Source organism: Actinomyces sp. ZJ308 (genome assembly GCF_011752065.1).
Lineage (GTDB): Bacteria > Actinomycetota > Actinomycetes > Actinomycetales > Actinomycetaceae > Actinomyces.
In genome coordinates this window covers 1-14,347 of the sequence record NZ_JAAIJY010000032.1, presented here as the reverse complement: position 1 = coordinate 14,347, position 14,347 = coordinate 1, and the positions used below count along the sequence as shown (strand labels likewise).

Sequence of the window (14,347 nt, the reverse complement as noted above, 5' to 3'; positions counted from 1 at the left end):
CACCTACACCAGCCAGACCCAGCGCGAGGCCGCCTACCAGACCTGGCTCCACCACTACAATCACCACCGACCCCACACCGCCCTGAACGGCCAAACCCCCGCCAGCCGCGTTCACAACCTCACAGGGAAGTACACCTAGAAGCCGACCTGAACGGGCTCGGGCACGAGGGTGACGCCGTAGCGCTCGCGGACGCCGGCCACGACCGCGTCGCGCAGCCGCGCCAGGTCCGCCCCGGTGGCCCCGCCCCGATTGGTCAGGGCCAGGACGTGCTTGGTGGACAGCCCGGCCGGCGCCCCGGGCTCCACGCTGAAGCCCTTGGTGAAGCCGGCGTGGTCGATGAGCCAGGCGGCGCTGGTCTTGACCAGGCCCTCGACGACGGGGGCCTCCTTGGTGCCGATCACCACCTGGGAGTGGTCGGTGACCGGGAAGCGGGGGGCGTCCTCGGGCAGGCTCTCGGCCTGGGCCGTGGTCAGGATCGGGTTGGTGAAGAAGGACCCGGCCGACCAGGTGTCATGGTCGGTGCCGTCCAGGACCATCCCCTTGGAGCGGCGCAGCTCGAGAACCGCCTCGCGCAGCTCGCGCTCGGGGACGCGCTCGCCCAGCTCGACGCCGAGGGCGCCGGCCAGCTGGGAGTAGGCCACCCGGGAGGACAGGGAGCCCTGGCGCACGGCGAAGGTGGCGTCGAGGACCACCCAGCGTCCGGTCGGCCCCCACAGGCGCCCGCCGCCGACCTCGGCGTCGGTCAGGGACTGCTTGAGTCGGGAGTCGCGGTAGGCCAGGCCCAGCTCGCCCAGGGCCAGCCAGACGACCCGGTTGCGCAGCCGGTCCCAGGCCCGCACGCTGGCGATGAGCTCGGCGACCTCGGCGCCGTAGGCCCCGATGTTCTGCACGGGGGCGGCCCCGACCGTGCCGGGGATCCCCGACAGGGGCGCGAACCCGGCCCACTGGCTGGCGATGGCCTCGCGCACCAGGTCGTCCCAGGTGGTGCCGGCGGTGGCCGTGATCTCGACGCCGCCGCACATCGAGTCCGAGACGAGTGAGACCTCGGCGCGGGCGTCGCGGATGACGAGTCCGTCGAAGCCGGCGTCGGAGGCCATGATGTTCGAGCCGCCGCCGATGACCAGGACAGGGGTGCCGGCGGCGTCGGCCTCGCGGATCGCCTCGGTCAGCTCGCTCTGGGTGGTGGCCTCGACGTAGGTACCCACGGGGCCGCCCACGCGCAGGGTGGTCAGCTCGGCCAGGCTGGTCGGTCGGGCACCCGTGCCGGGTGCGTGCGCCAGGGCCTGGACGGGGGCGGGCCAGGCGGACGGGTCGACGTCGGAGCTCAGCGGGACGGTGCAGTCGCCCTCCGCCGGCTGCGGCAGGTTCGACGACGCGAGCGTCGCTTCGGTCGGCGTCTCAACGGAGGTGGGGTCATCGGGGGCGTTGGTCAACGGAGGTCTCCGCTCTTCCTGGTCAGTTCCTCATGAGAGACAAGCAGGGCCCCGCTCACACCGGCGGTGTGCACGGAGCCCCGAGGCGCGGACGGGCCGCTCGCCTCACTTCTTGTTGCGACGCTGGTGGCGCGTCTTGCGAAGCAGCTTGCGGTGCTTCTTCTTGGCCATGCGCTTGCGGCGCTTCTTGATGACGGATCCCATGAGATCTCCTCGCAGTTCGCTTCGTGGTGCCCGCAGACCCTCCCTGCGGGCCGAGGCAGGCCGGCGAGGGTTATGCCATGGGGCGGTTGGTCGGCGCGTGAGGCTCAGCGGCCGACCACGCAGGTGACCGCCTGAGTCTAGCGGGTCCTAGGACCCGGATGCCTCCGACGCGTCGTGGCCCCAGTCACCCAGGCCGGCGGCCAGGTAGTCGTGAACGGCGCGCTCGGGGACGCGGAAGGAGCGGCCGACCTGCATCGCGGGGAGGTCGCCGGAGTGCACCATCCGGTAGACGGTCATCTTGGACACGCGCAGCATCGCCGCCACCTCGGCCACGGTGAGGAACGAGGGGGCGCCGGAGGCGCTGGGGGAAGTGGGAAGGCCCGGTGCCATGAGCTTGAGGTCCGTTCGTCGCGGGTGGCCCCGTCGGGGCAGGAACACCGCCAATATATCCCCGCACCAGCCATCGCACAGGATTTATCGGACCCCAATCGCCACACGCGTCGCATTTCACACTGGGGCATCAATTTTCGCTGGTGCAACCTCAGTTATACGTCTGCAAACCACCCCGGTCACCATCGCCCAGATATCCGGGCGGCCCCTGACACACCCGGCCCCGACGCCGGAGAACGTGACGAAGCCACGCGGACAGGACCACAATGGCGACCGTGCCCCAGACAGACACCGCAGACGAGCCGGAGCCCCGCAGCGGATCCCACAGCGGATCGCGCAACGGGTCCGAGCGCGGGCCCCACACCGGCAGGCGACGCCAGGCGCACTGGCACGCCCCGCTCGTGGGCGTCGTCGGCCGTCCGTGGAAGCGGAGAGGCAAGCGTCCCTCCGAGGCGAAGGGCGCCGACGACGCCGGTCCGCAGCCCGTCGTCCGCCAGCCCCCGCCTCCCAGCACCGAGCCCCGCGGACTGTTCGGCCTGATCCGGCGCATCGGTATCCACGACCGGCTCGAGAGGGCGGCCAAGTACTTCCCGGCGAGACTGGCCGTCGTCGTCTTCGCCGGGATCATCGTCGTGGTGACGGGGCTGCTCAGCCTGCCCATCGCCACCGCCAGCGGTCAGCGGGCGAGCTTCCTCGACGCCCTGTTCACAGCGACGTCGGCCGTATGCGTCACCGGCCTGACGATCGTGGACACGGCGACCTACTGGTCCACCTTCGGCCACGTCGTCATCATCCTGGCCGCCGCCATGGGAGGACTGGGCATCATGACCCTGGCCTCACTGCTCTCCCTGGCGGTCTCCCGGTACGTGGGCCTGACCCAGCGGATGCTGGCGGCCTCGGAGAACAAGTCGCGTCTGGGCGATGTCGGCAAGCTCCTGCGCGCCGTCATCTACACGGCCGCGGGCTGCGAGCTCGTCCTCACCCTCATGCTGCTGCCCCGGTTCCTCAACCACGGCCTCGACCTGGGGCACGCCCTGTGGTACGCGGCCTTCATGGGGCTGTCGATCTTCAACAATGCCGGCTTCGTCATCATGCCCCAGGGCGGACTGGAGGCCTACGCCACCGACTGGTGGATCGGGCTGCCGATCATCCTGGGGTCCTTCGTGGGCGCCGTCGGCTTTCCCGTCATCCTGGACATCGTGGGCCACCGGCGCAGGCCCCGGACGTGGAGCCTGCACACGAAGCTGACCCTGACCACCTACCTGGCCCTGACCGTCGCCTCGACCGTCGCCATCGCGACCTTCGAGTGGACCAACCCGCTCACCTACGGGGCGCTGCCCACGAGCGGCAAGATCCTCACGGCGCTCATCAACGGCGTCAACGCCCGCTCCTCGGGCCTGTCCACGATCCCGCCCGAGCACATGCACGAGGCCACCTGGTTCCTCCAGGACGCTCTCATGTTCGTCGGCGGCGGGTCGGCCTCGACGGCCGGCGGCATCAAGGTGACGACCTTCGCGGTCCTCATCCTGGCGATCTTCGCCGAGGCCCGCGGGGACCAGGACATCGAGGCCTTCGGGCGGCGGATCACGCCCTCGACCGTGCGCCTGAGCGTGGCGGTGGCCTTCATCGGCGCGAGCATCGTCGGGATCTCCACGCTCCTGCTGCTGCAGCTGACGGACCTGTCCCTGGACCGCATCCTGTTCGAGGTCATCAGCGCCTTCGCGACCGTGGGCCTGTCCACGGGCATCACCCCCACCCTGCCCGCGAGCGCCAAGTACGTCATCGTGGCGCTCATGTTCGTCGGGCGCGTGGGCACCATGACGGCGGCCAGCGCCCTGGCCCTGCGCGAGCGACGCCGCGTCATCCGCATGCCCGAGGCCAGCCCGATGATCGGTTAGCCGCCTCCACCGGCCCGCGTCCGGGCCCGGCTCGGCGACCGGCGGGCCGCCGGCAGGATGCGCCCGGGCCGGTCAGGATCGCGGCTTCTCAGGGGCGAGCAGCTGTCCGAGGGTCTCGGCGGCGCTCTCGACGTCCGCGCGGCCGGTGATGAGCTGCTCGACGATGAGGCCGAAGGAGACGCTCTGGATGAGGGAGGCCAGCTGCTCGGGGCTCAGGCGGCTGGAGATCGTTCCCGCTCTCTGTCCGTTGCGGCACAGGCGGGCGAGGCCAGCGCGGATGTCGTCGTAGTTCTCCCGGACCATGGAGTGCATCTCGGGGTCGCGGGTCAGCTCCCCCCAGGCGTGGTAGGCCAGTGGTGCCCAGGAGCTCAGGCCGACGTCGTCGGAACCCTTGGCAGCGCCGGCCCGCCGGTCCGAGGCAGAGCCGGCCCCCGGGGTGACGGCGTCGCCGTCCTGCTCGTAGTTGAGCAGGACGAGTGCCTCGATGAAGCCCCGCTCGAAATCGGGCGGGTCCTCGGACTCGGCGATCTGCTTGATCCGTTCCATGAGCGGGCCCATCCGCCGGGCCAGGACCTCGCGCATGAGGGAGCGCTTGCCCTCGGGGAAGTAGCGGTAGACGGTCGACGATGACATTCCGGCCGCGGCGATGATCTCGTCCATGGAGGTGGCCTGGAAGCCGCTGCGTGCGAAGCACTCCTCGGCGGCCCGCAGGATGCGGGCGCTCTGGCGCTCCCGGTGGGCGGCGGTCACTCGTGGCATGCACCCAGGATAGGCGACGCAGGACACTCCAAATCGAAACGATCGTTGTTGACTGCGGATCGCGACGCTTCTAGACTCCCAAGCACAAACGAAAACGATCATTTTGATATGGAGGCTTTCGATGACTTCCACCTCGTCCTCCGCTCCCAAGGAGCGGACCGAACCGACACAGCAGGAGGCGACCCCGACGACGTCGGCGACGAGGGCGCTGGAGCCGGCGCGGCGGCCCAACCGTCGCGCGGTCATGGTCAGCGCCGTCCTCACCCAGCTGATGATCGTCCTGGACCTGACGATCATCGCGATCGCCCTGCCGCGGATGCAGGAGGACCTGGGGATGTCCCTGTCCGAGAGCCCGTGGACGGTCACCGGCTACAGCCTGGCCTTCGGGGGCCTGGTGCTCTTCGGCGGCAGGCTCTGCGCCGTGGTGGGGATCCGCCGCTCCTACCAGGTGGGCCTGGTGGGCTTCGCCGTGGCCAGCCTGGCGGCGGGGATGGCGACGTCCTTCCCGGTGCTACTGGTCTCCCGGGTGGCCCAGGGCTGCTTCGGGGCCCTGCTGGCCCCCACCTCGCAGTCACTGCTCAACGTCACCTTCACCGAGCGCACCGAGCGCGAGCGGGTCTTCGCGATCTTCGGCGCCACCGGTGGCCTGGGCGCGGCCGTGGGGCTGCTTCTGGGCGGCGCCCTGACCGACTGGCTCAGCTGGCGCTGGGCGCTGTACGTCAACATCCTCATCGCCGCCGCGGCCCTGCTCATCGGCCAGCGCAGCCTGCCCCCGGCCGACCAGCGCGACCACGCCTCGCGCATCACCGATGACCTCTCCGGCCTCGTCCTGGGCTGCGGCGCCTGCTTCAGCGCCGTCTACGGGCTCGACCGGGCCCAGCAGACCTCCTGGACCTCGACGTCGACCGTCACCTGGCTGGCCGTCGGCGTCATCGCCGCGGTGCTGTTCGTCATCCGCGAGCGCTTCGCGAGCCGCCCGGTACTGCCGCTGTCGATGATGGCGATGCCGGTGCGCGCGGCCTCCTACGCCACGCAGTTCATCGCCGGTGCCGCCCAGATGGGGGCGATCATCTACCTGACCTACTACATGCAGAATCACTTCGGTTACTCGCCGTTCAAGAGCGGGGTGGTCTTCCTGCCGATGGTCGCCGCCCTGGTGGCCACCGCCATCCCGGCCGGGCGCGTCATCGTGCCCAGGCTCGGGGCTCGCGGGACCCTGCCGCTGGGGCTGGCGGTTCTGACCGGCTCCTTCCTCATCCTCTCGCGCATGACGACGGAGTCGACCTACACCGAGGTGGCCCTGCCCGGTCTCATCGTCTTCGGCATCGGCCTGGGGCTGACGATGCCGGTCACCTTCAACTCCGGCACGCGCGGGGTCGACGCCAGGCGGACGGGGCTGGCCTCGGCGATCCTGAGCGCCGCGCAGCAGATCGGCGGGTCCTTCGGGGTCGCGCTCATGACCTCCTACGCCACCCAGCACGCCGAGGACTACGTGGCCGACCACGCCGAGGAGGTCAGGGCCGCCGCCACGGAGGCGATGATGCGGGCCCAGGCCCTGCCGCAGTCGCCCGCCGGCATGCAGATCGTCGAGGCTCTCAGGGCCCAGCTCATCGACCGGGCCCAGATCGAGGCCTACGCCGGCGGCTTCACGATGATGGCCTGGATCCTGGCCGGGGCCGCGGCGGTGCTGGTGGCCTGCGGGATCGGCCTGAGCGTTCACCGTCGCCGCACGCGGTAGCGTAGGAGCCAGCGTCCCACGGCCGACCTCAGGAGACCTCATGCCCGCCCCGCCCTCGCGCACCGACTCCACGCTCGTCATCGGGCTGGGGCGCTTCGGCTCCGCCGTCGCCGCCACCCTGGACCGCCTGGGGCGCGAGGTCCTGGCCGTGGAGGCCAACCCCGCGGTCGTGCGCCAGTGGACCGGGCGCATCCCGCTGGTGGAGGCCGACGCCACGGACGTGGAGGCCCTCGAGCAGCTGGGCGCCACCGAGTTCGGCACGGCGGTCGTGGGGGTGGCGACCTCCCTGGAGGCCTCCGTCCTCATCACCGGCAACCTGGTGGACCTGGAGACCCCCCAGATCTGGGCCAAGGCCATCTCCCGCGCCCACGGTCGCATCCTGCGGCGCATCGGCGCCCACCACGTCGTCTACCCCGAGTTCGACGCCGGCCAGCGCGCCGCCCACCTCGTCTCGGGCCGCATGCTCGACTACATCGAGATGGAGAAGGGCGGCTTCACCATCGTCAAGATGCGTCCGCCCACGGAGCTGCACGGCTTCACCATCGGCCAGTCCAAGGTGCGCTCGCGCTACGGGGTGACGGTCTTCGGCCTCATGAGCCCGGGCGAGCCCTTCGAGTACGCCACCCCGGACACGCTGGTCTCAGCCGAGGACGTGCTCGTCGTCGGCGGGGACGCCGCCCTCCTGGAGCGCTTCGCCAACCGCGCGTGAGCCGCTCGGTGCGGCTCACGCGCGGCATCAGACGGCGGTGACCTGGGAGCGCTTGGCCTCGGCGGCGCCGTCGGCCTCGGCGGCCACCGCTGAGAGGTCCTTACCGATCCCGGCGGCCCCGTAGGCGCCGAGCAGCCCCTCGACGAAGGGCGCCGCGGACAGGCGCGTCCTCCCGGCCACGGCCGGGTCGAGCATCTCAAGGGCCATCTCCGCGCTCATGATTCCGCTGCCCAGGTCCGCCAGGACCAGGACCCCCTCGCAACGGGCGGTGAGCCGCTCGACGGCGTCGACGACGGCCCCGGGGTCGGTGCCCAGCGCGCCGTCGGCGAGTCCTGCGGCCAGCTCGACGGGGACGTCGACGGACACGATGAGTCGGCGGACCAGGTCGAGGGCGGCCTCGGCCAGGGCTCGGGAGTGGGAGACCAGGACGATGCCGACACTGCCGGCGCCGCCTGCTGCGCCACCCGGCCGCCTCGGCTGAGAGTCCACCGGGGACGCAGCACTCACCGGGATCACACCGTTCTCCCGGCGACGACGTCGTCGAGGGCGGCCAGGAGCAGGGCCGTGGAAGCGGCTCCCGGATCGATGTGACCCGCCGAGCGCTGTCCCAGGTAGGAGGCCCGTCCCTTGGTGGCCACCATCGGCTCGGTGGCATCGCGACCCCGGGCCGCGGCCTGCGCGGCGGCGGCCACACCCGCGGCGAGGTCGCCGGGGTGGGAGCGCAGCGCCTCCAGGGCCGGGCTCCAGGCGTCGAGCATGGTCTTCTCCCCCGCGGTGGCACGGCCGCGCGCGGCGATGCCGCCGATCCCGGCCTCCAAGGCGTCCGCGAGGACCTCGGCGTCAATACTGTCCCTGCCCGACAGGGCGCCCCCGGTGCGCAGGAAGAAGGTTCCGTACAGGGGCCCGGAGGCGCCCCCGACGGTGGAGACCAGGGTCATGCCAACCTTCTTGAGCAGCGCGTCGGCGCCCGTGAAGGAGCCGGCCTCCACCGTGGCGGCCGCGGCGCTCAGGCCGCGCTTCATGTTGGCGCCGTGGTCGGCGTCGCCGATGGCGGCGTCCAGGTCGGTGAGCTCATCGGCGTGCTCGGCGATGAGCTCGGCGCTGCGACGCACCCACGCCTCCAGATCCGCCACGTTCAGCGCCCGACGGACGGATCCCGCGTCTCCTGTCATGTCATTCCTCCTTCAGTTCCCTCGGGCACCCGCAGTCACCGCGGGCACCCCGATTGTGCCAGGCCCTCACACGCCCCAGCGCAGGCCGGGGGTGCTCACGGGCGCGTCCCACAGACGCAGCAGCTCGGCGTCGGCGCGCACCAGGGTCAGGGAGCAGCCGGCCATGTCGAGGCTGGTGATGTAGTTGCCCACGAGGTTGCGGGCCACCGTGATCCCGGCCGCCTCCAGCAGGCGGGCGATCTCGCCGTACATGAGGTAGAGCTCGAGCAGCGGGGTGGCCCCCATGCCGTTGACCATGGCGATGACGCCCTCGTCGGGGCCGGCGGCGGGCGTCTCCAGCTCGGTCAGCTCGGCCAGGACGGGGGTGACGAGGCGCTCGGCGACCTCGGCGGCGCCGGCGACCTTCTCGCGGTGGCGGCCGGGCTCGCCGTGGATGCCGATGCCGATCTCCATCTCGTCGGCAGGCAGGTCGAAGGAGGGCTTGCCGTTGGCCGGGACGGTGCAGGAGGTCAGGGCCATGCCCATGGAGCGGCCGGCGGCGTTGACGCGCTCGGCGATCCCGGCGACCTCGTCCAGCGGGCGGCCCTCCTCCGCTGCGGCGCCGGCGATCTTCTCCACCATGACGGTCACGCCCACGCCGCGCCGTCCGGCGGTGTAGAGGGAGTCCTCGACGGCGACGTCGTCATTGGTGACCACGCTGGCGACCTGGATGCCGGAGTCGGCGTCGACGATCTCGGCGGCCATCTCGAAGTTCATGACGTCGCCGGTGTAGTTCTTGACGATGTGCAGCACGCCGGCACCGCGGTCGACGGCGGCGGTGGCCGCGACCACCTGGTCGGGGACCGGGGAGGTGAAGATCTCGCCGGCGCAGGCGGCGTCGAGCATGCCGGTGCCCACGAAGCCGCCGTGGAGGGGCTCGTGCCCGCTGCCGCCTCCGGAGATGATGGCGACCTTGCCCTTCTCCTTACGCCTGCGGCGGTAGACGATGTGCTGGTCGAGGTCGACGTCGAGCTCGTGGGGGTGGGCCGCGGCCATGCCCCGCAGGGCGTCCGTGACCACGCTGTCAACGGAGTTGATGAGTTTCTTCATGACGCTGACGCTACCGCGCCGCGGGGCGCCGCGTACCGCCAGAGGTCCCAGGGGTCCCGGCCCGTGCACATCGGTGCAGGTCATGGCGGTCCTGGAGGCACGAATGCGCTGTTCGGCGAACCGGCTTCGGCCGGTCTCCGGCGTCGGACCCGAGCGGGACCGGCCCGTCCTGCCCAGGGGCGGATAAGGCTGTCCCAGGCATGATCGAGGACGTCCTTCTCCGACCAGGACTGCGTTTTCCGGCAAATGACTGGGGCCCGAGCACAGTCACCTGCGAGGAAACGCAGTCGCCGCCACGAAGATACGTCGCCGATGGCACGCGGCCGCGCCGAGGCGGGCTCCTCGGCACGGTCCTGAAGGGCGCTCGCGCCCTCCTTGCGCAATGTGAGCGCAACCACCATCTTGTCTGGGCGTCGCCCGCAGAGATTCTGGGGACTATCTGGGGAGCCCCTTTTTTCGCGGCACCATCGAGCCGATTCCGGGCAGGATAGGCACATGGATCTGTCCGTTGTCGCTGTCGTGGCCTCCATCGCAGCCGGTGTCGCCATCCTGGTCGCCGTTGCCGCCGTCTTCGCCGCACGGCGCTCGACGGCGCACGCGGACCTGGCCCTCAAGGAGGCCTCGCGGATATCCCGGGCCAGCATCTCGCGGATCAACGAGGTCCAGTCCGAGGCGAGCTCGGCCCGGCTGGCGGCGCGTCACGCCGCCGAGCGGCTGCGCTCCATGACCAAGGAGCGCACGACGCCCGACAGCGTCGCCGCCTACCGGGTCTTCCTGCGGGAGGTCGTCGAGGACTCCAAGCACCTGCTGGGCCCAGAGAGCACGGGGACGATGAAGAATGAGGCGCTGGATCGCCTGCGGGTGGGGGCGCTCGTGGGCGGCTCGGACGAGGTGCTGCGGGCGCTGCGGAACTTCGCCCTCCTGCGCACCCAGAGGCCCGAGGCGCCGTGGCCCAGCGCCTACGCCATGGCCTACGCGCGCCTGGAGTCCGACCTGGTCACCGCGATCCGCAACGACCTGGGCTCCTCCGAGGAGTCCCTGACCGCCGACCAGATCTGGGGCGCGGTCAACGCGCGCTGCGTCGATCCCGCCTTTCGGCTGGCCCTGCTGAGTCCCCTGGAGGACGTGCTGCGCAACGCCGGCCAGGACCCGACCCACTACGACCTCGACCACATCGCCAGGTTCGCCGACTACCCGGCCCCCGCTGAGCCCGCGGGCTCCACCGGCCTGCCCGAGTCCATCGGATCCGCGGGCCCCGCAAGCACCCCGAGCACCGCCCGCACCGTCACCGGGGCTCCCCGACGGCGCTCACGACGGGCGCGGAGCCGTGTGGCGCGGGAGGCCGCGACAGCGGCGGCTGGGACGGCTGGGGCGGCTGGGGCGGCCGCGCCGGCGGCGAGGACAATGACGGGATCACCGGCCGGGGCACCGGCGGCAGGCCCCGCACTGCCCGACTCCTCCGACATCGTGTGGGCCCCCCTCACCCCGGGACGTCGAGGCTCGTACGTAGCGGCCGATGAGGTTTCCGCCGTGACCTCTGCTGCGGCCTCCGCGGTGTCCCGCCCCACGAGCCCGACAAGCCGCCGCGCGCCCGAGGCTCAGCGCCCCGTCTTCGAGGACCCGACACCCAGCCGCGTCTCGCGACGTCGGCACTCCCAGGTCTCCCAGGCCGGTCCGTCCACGCAGGCGGCCGCGGCGGCCCCGGAGGCGGTACGGGCCGCGTCAACGGCTGCCGCGGCAGCGGCACCCTCGATGCCGTCATCCACGACGGATTCGGGACCGTCGTTGACGGCATCGACGGCATCGACGGCATCGACGAGATCGACGAGATCGTCAACGGTTCAGGACGCCGGAACCTCGACGTCGTCGGCCAGCACCGAGGAGACCGAGCCCGTCTTCGCTCCGGCCTTCCCCGAGGCGCTGACCAGGGGCCGCGCGGCCGAGCCGCAGGCACCGGCCGCCCCGGGGACGTCGGCGACATCCGCTCCACCGGCGGCATCGGGTGCGCCCTCCGCAACGGCTCCGACGCACGCCACGGCTCCGGCGCAGCGGGAGGCCGCGCAGCCGCAGCCACGGCCGACCCGCACCCGGGTGAGCTCTCCGTCGACGCCACCGACTGCTTCTGCGGCGAGGGCCACGGCGGTCGCCGCCCAGACGGTCACGGTGCCCACGGGTCCGCAGCAGGCAGTAGCCTCCACGGCCTCCACAGTCTCCACAGTCTCCACCACTCCCGCCGTGTCCGCGCCGGCCGCCAGGGCAGCACGAACAGACGGATACACGAACGGATACGGAGTCATGCCGACCCAGGGCGCGGTTCAGGCGCCCGTCCAGGTACCGGGCCACACGAGCCTGCCCGTTCCCGAGCCGTCTGCTCCCCTCGCGCCCGAGCCGGCCGAGCAGAGCTCCGCCGTGTCCGCAGCCGGAGCCGTCCCGGCCAGCACCGTCGGAGCCCACCGGGCGGCGGCGGTCCCGGCCCGTACGGCCGCACCGGCAGGCCCCACCCCCGCAACCGATCCGAGCACCCAGGAGACCGTGACCACCGTGACCGTTCCAACCGGTCCGCCTGCGTCGGCACCGTCGACGACGCGGGCGGCCGCCCCGACGTCGGCCGCCTGGTCCTTCACTCCCCCGTCCCTGCAGGACTCCGCCGAGCTCCCCCGGGCCCGCGGCGCCTGAGCCGTCCGCCGGGTTCTTCTCCCCATCTCATCTCGGCGCCCACCTTGCGCCGCCGTGGCAGAATCCGAGTGCAGGAGGCCGCCGGGCTTCCACGGAAGGGGACTGGCGTGAGCATCTTCGCCTGGTGCGCGATCATCGGCTGCGTCACCCTCCTGGCCGGGGTCCTGTTCGACGGGTTGCTGGACGCCTTCCTGCCCGACGGGATGGTGCCGGTCCTCGCCCTGCCGGTGGCCGTGTTCGGTGCGATCGGCATGGGGATGACGGCGATGTCGGGCTCCGCCTCCATGCAGGTGCCGGCGGCCGTCGTGTGGGGCGTTCCCACCACACTGGCTCTCGCCTCGGGCGCGGTCACGCGCTGGCTGTGGAACCACCTCAGGCGGACCATGCCGCTGGACACGGCTCCGCCCACCGCCGCGGAGCTCATCGGTGAGAGGGTCACCGTCCTGTGGTGGAAGGACGGCAGCGGCGAGGTCCGGGCCATCACGCGCGGCAATCAGCTCACCCTGCCGGCGCGCTCGGAGGAGCCGTTGCGCTCGGGCCAGAGCGCCTGGGTGCTCGACGCCGAGGACTCCACCCTCACCATCACCCCCTGGGAGCAGATCGACAGCTGAGCGCCCGTCGAGTCACGGCGATCGCCCCACCCTCCTCGTTCCCCGTTCCCACTGTCCCCTCCCCCCTCCGACTCGTCCCGTCTCTTCTCAGTCCCAACTCCCCGCTAGGAAAGGAACACCGCATGGATGCATCGATCATTGGCGCCATCGTCATCATCGTCATCATCGCGCTGCTGGTAATGGCCTACCTGTTCAGCCGGATCGTCGTCGTCCCCGCCAACCTCACCGGCCTGATCTCCGGGTCGAACCGGGGCACGGTCAAGATCATCCACCCCGGTGGACGCGACTTCGTGCTGCCGGTCATCCAGTCCATCCAGTACCTGCCCTTCACCCAGACCACGATCGGCTTCAAGGTCACCGCCGAGGACGAGAACAAGATCAACGTCAGCGTCTCCGCCGTCGCCGCCGTCAAGGTGGGCGACTCCGACGAGCAGGTGCGCGCCGCCGCCAAGCGCTTCCTGGGCAAGCCCAACACGGACCAGGCCATCGCCGACTCCGCCCGTGAGGCGCTCATCGGCTCCCTGCGCTCGATCATCGGGCACATGACGGTCACCGACCTCATCTCCGACCGTGACGCCCTCCAGCGCAACGTCTTCGACGACGCCAAGAGCATCATGTCCAATATGGGCCTGGAGATCGACATGCTCCAGGTCTCCGAGATCACCGACGCCGGCGGCTACATCGACTCCCTGGGCGTGCCCGAGCAGCAGCGCGTCGAGAAGGACGCCCGCATCGCCCGGGCCAACGCCGAGCGCGAGGCCCGCGACGCCGAGGTCACCTCCCGTCAGCAGATCGCCGAGCGCGAGCGCGACCTGTCCCTGCGTCAGGCCCAGCTCAAGGCCGAGACGGACAAGGCCCAGGCCGACGCCGACTCCGCCGGGCCGATCGCCCGCGCCGCCAAGGAGCGCGAGATCGCCATCATCGGCCAGGAGGCCGCCGAGGCCAAGGCGGCCCTGACCGAGCGCGAGCTGGACTCCACGGTGCGCAAGCCCGCCGACGCCGCCCGCTACCAGCGCGAGCAGGAGGCCCAGGCCTCCAAGACCGAGGCTCTGCTGCGCGCCGAGGCCGACGCCGAGCGCACCCGGCTCGACTCCGAGGCCCAGGCCCGGGCCACCGTGGCCCGCGCCGAGGCCGAGGCCAAGGCGACCGCGGCCCGGGCCCGTGCCGAGGCGGAGGCCATCGCCGCCCGCGGTCAGGCCGAGGCCGACACGATCCGCGCCGCCGGTGAGGCCGAGGCCAAGGCCATGAGCGACAAGGCCGACGCCCTGGCCAAGTACGGCGAGGCCGCCACCCGCCAGATGCTGCTGGACAAGGCCCCCGAGATCGCCCGGGCCCTGAGCGAGCCGCTGGCCAGCGTGCGCGACCTGTCCATCATCTCCACCGAGGGCGCCTCCGCGCTGCCCAAGGCCGTGGCCAGCAACGTCGAGCAGCTCGACGTCATCCTGCGCAGCCTGGTGGGCACCGGCCTGACCGACATGGTGGGCGGCCGTCTGCCGGACTCCGACTCCTCCGAGGGCGACGGCGGCCAGGCCCCGGTCGACGTCGTCGAGCACCGGGAGGGCTGAGGCCCGGCCCGCCCCGGACGAACGGGGACGTGTCGCGGGGGCGGGGGGCGACATTCGGTTACCCCGCCCCCGCCACAGAACCCTCACGCGAGCAGGGGCCCA

At 71.8% G+C, this 14,347-nt stretch carries 14 protein-coding genes; 7 read left to right on the top strand and 7 right to left on the bottom strand.

Annotated features, from left to right (window positions below):
* Positions 1–139, top strand: a 139-nt coding sequence (locus HCR68_RS11940) for an integrase core domain-containing protein (RefSeq protein ID WP_167147878.1), incomplete at its 5' end; no start/stop codon positions are given.
* Here the strand turns inward: HCR68_RS11940 and HCR68_RS11935 are convergent.
* From HCR68_RS11935 to HCR68_RS11925, 3 genes are all read right to left on the bottom strand, one after another.
* A complete protein-coding gene (locus HCR68_RS11935) occupies positions 136–1,365 on the bottom strand; it encodes a UDP-N-acetylmuramate dehydrogenase (RefSeq protein WP_167149769.1) in 1,230 nt (409 codons plus the stop codon). The two genes, HCR68_RS11940 and HCR68_RS11935, sit on opposite strands and share 4 nt — an antisense overlap.
* Positions 1,366–1,539: 174 nt before the next feature.
* Positions 1,540–1,638: an AURKAIP1/COX24 domain-containing protein gene (locus tag HCR68_RS11930; protein ID WP_003792170.1), complete on the bottom strand. Its 99-nt coding sequence runs from the start codon at positions 1,636–1,638 to the stop codon at positions 1,540–1,542.
* A gap of 147 nt (positions 1,639–1,785) precedes the next feature.
* Complete coding sequence (locus HCR68_RS11925) at positions 1,786–2,028, bottom strand: helix-turn-helix domain-containing protein (protein WP_009394114.1); 243 nt, start codon at positions 2,026–2,028, stop codon at positions 1,786–1,788.
* 266 nt (positions 2,029–2,294) lie between these two features.
* Here HCR68_RS11925 and HCR68_RS11920 point away from each other — a divergent pair, with 266 nt between their 5' ends.
* Positions 2,295–3,926 carry a potassium transporter TrkG gene (locus tag HCR68_RS11920; RefSeq protein WP_167149764.1) on the top strand — a complete coding sequence of 544 codons (1,632 nt, stop codon included), beginning with the start codon at positions 2,295–2,297 and terminating at the stop codon, positions 3,924–3,926.
* A 72-nt stretch (positions 3,927–3,998) separates the two neighbouring features.
* Here HCR68_RS11920 and HCR68_RS11915 read toward each other — a convergent pair whose 3' ends face one another.
* Positions 3,999–4,685 (bottom strand): TetR/AcrR family transcriptional regulator, encoded by a 687-nt coding sequence (locus tag HCR68_RS11915; protein WP_167149762.1) that lies wholly within the window; start codon positions 4,683–4,685, stop codon positions 3,999–4,001.
* A 121-nt stretch (positions 4,686–4,806) separates the two neighbouring features.
* Here HCR68_RS11915 and HCR68_RS11910 point away from each other — a divergent pair, with 121 nt between their 5' ends.
* The gene (locus HCR68_RS11910) at positions 4,807–6,423 is read left to right on the top strand and encodes an MFS transporter (RefSeq protein ID WP_167149760.1); all 1,617 of its coding nucleotides are present in this window, start codon (positions 4,807–4,809) and stop codon (positions 6,421–6,423) included.
* Between the two features lie 40 nt (positions 6,424–6,463).
* On the top strand, positions 6,464–7,132 hold the full coding sequence (locus HCR68_RS11905) for a TrkA family potassium uptake protein (protein ID WP_167149759.1): 669 nt from the start codon (positions 6,464–6,466) through the stop codon (positions 7,130–7,132).
* Positions 7,133–7,159: 27 nt separating this feature from the next.
* Here the strand turns inward: HCR68_RS11905 and dhaM are convergent, their stop codons facing one another.
* The 3 genes from dhaM to dhaK form a co-directional block, all read right to left on the bottom strand.
* Positions 7,160–7,621: a dihydroxyacetone kinase phosphoryl donor subunit DhaM gene (dhaM, locus tag HCR68_RS11900; RefSeq protein ID WP_167149766.1), complete on the bottom strand. Its 462-nt coding sequence runs from the start codon at positions 7,619–7,621 to the stop codon at positions 7,160–7,162.
* Between the two features lie 23 nt (positions 7,622–7,644).
* A complete protein-coding gene (gene dhaL / locus HCR68_RS11895) occupies positions 7,645–8,304 on the bottom strand; it encodes a dihydroxyacetone kinase subunit DhaL (protein ID WP_167149757.1) in 660 nt (219 codons plus the stop codon).
* Between the two features lie 66 nt (positions 8,305–8,370).
* Positions 8,371–9,393: a dihydroxyacetone kinase subunit DhaK gene (gene dhaK / locus HCR68_RS11890; protein WP_167149755.1), complete on the bottom strand. Its 1,023-nt coding sequence runs from the start codon at positions 9,391–9,393 to the stop codon at positions 8,371–8,373.
* A 495-nt stretch (positions 9,394–9,888) separates the two neighbouring features.
* Here dhaK and HCR68_RS14315 point away from each other — a divergent pair, with 495 nt between their 5' ends.
* The 3 genes from HCR68_RS14315 (at position 9,889) to HCR68_RS11875 (ending at position 14,245) form a co-directional block, all read left to right on the top strand.
* Positions 9,889–12,069: a hypothetical protein gene (locus HCR68_RS14315; protein WP_243859087.1), complete on the top strand. Its 2,181-nt coding sequence runs from the start codon at positions 9,889–9,891 to the stop codon at positions 12,067–12,069.
* Between the two features lie 107 nt (positions 12,070–12,176).
* Positions 12,177–12,680, top strand: coding sequence for a nodulation protein NfeD (locus HCR68_RS11880; RefSeq protein ID WP_167149753.1), 504 nt, complete (start codon positions 12,177–12,179; stop codon positions 12,678–12,680).
* A gap of 122 nt (positions 12,681–12,802) precedes the next feature.
* Positions 12,803–14,245 (top strand): flotillin family protein, encoded by a 1,443-nt coding sequence (locus tag HCR68_RS11875; RefSeq protein ID WP_167149751.1) that lies wholly within the window; start codon positions 12,803–12,805, stop codon positions 14,243–14,245.
* Positions 14,246–14,347: the final 102 nt, after the last annotated feature.

Bases quoted from the DNA above. Each gene is read 5' to 3' on its own strand.
- HCR68_RS11930 (WP_003792170.1), bottom strand. From the start codon at position 1,638: ATGGGATCCGTCATCAAGAAGCGCCGCAAGCGCATGGCCAAGAAGAAG.
- HCR68_RS11925 (WP_009394114.1), bottom strand. From the start codon at position 2,028: ATGGCACCGGGCCTTCCCACTTCCCCCAGCGCCTCCGGCGCCCCCTCG.
- HCR68_RS11920 (WP_167149764.1), top strand. From the start codon at position 2,295: ATGGCGACCGTGCCCCAGACAGACACCGCAGACGAGCCGGAGCCCCGC.
- HCR68_RS11915 (WP_167149762.1), bottom strand. From the start codon at position 4,685: ATGCCACGAGTGACCGCCGCCCACCGGGAGCGCCAGAGCGCCCGCATC.
- HCR68_RS11910 (WP_167149760.1), top strand. From the start codon at position 4,807: ATGACTTCCACCTCGTCCTCCGCTCCCAAGGAGCGGACCGAACCGACA.
- HCR68_RS11905 (WP_167149759.1), top strand. From the start codon at position 6,464: ATGCCCGCCCCGCCCTCGCGCACCGACTCCACGCTCGTCATCGGGCTG.
- dhaL (WP_167149757.1), bottom strand. From the start codon at position 8,304: ATGACAGGAGACGCGGGATCCGTCCGTCGGGCGCTGAACGTGGCGGAT.
- dhaK (WP_167149755.1), bottom strand. From the start codon at position 9,393: ATGAAGAAACTCATCAACTCCGTTGACAGCGTGGTCACGGACGCCCTG.
- HCR68_RS14315 (WP_243859087.1), top strand. From the start codon at position 9,889: ATGGATCTGTCCGTTGTCGCTGTCGTGGCCTCCATCGCAGCCGGTGTC.
- HCR68_RS11875 (WP_167149751.1), top strand. From the start codon at position 12,803: ATGGATGCATCGATCATTGGCGCCATCGTCATCATCGTCATCATCGCG.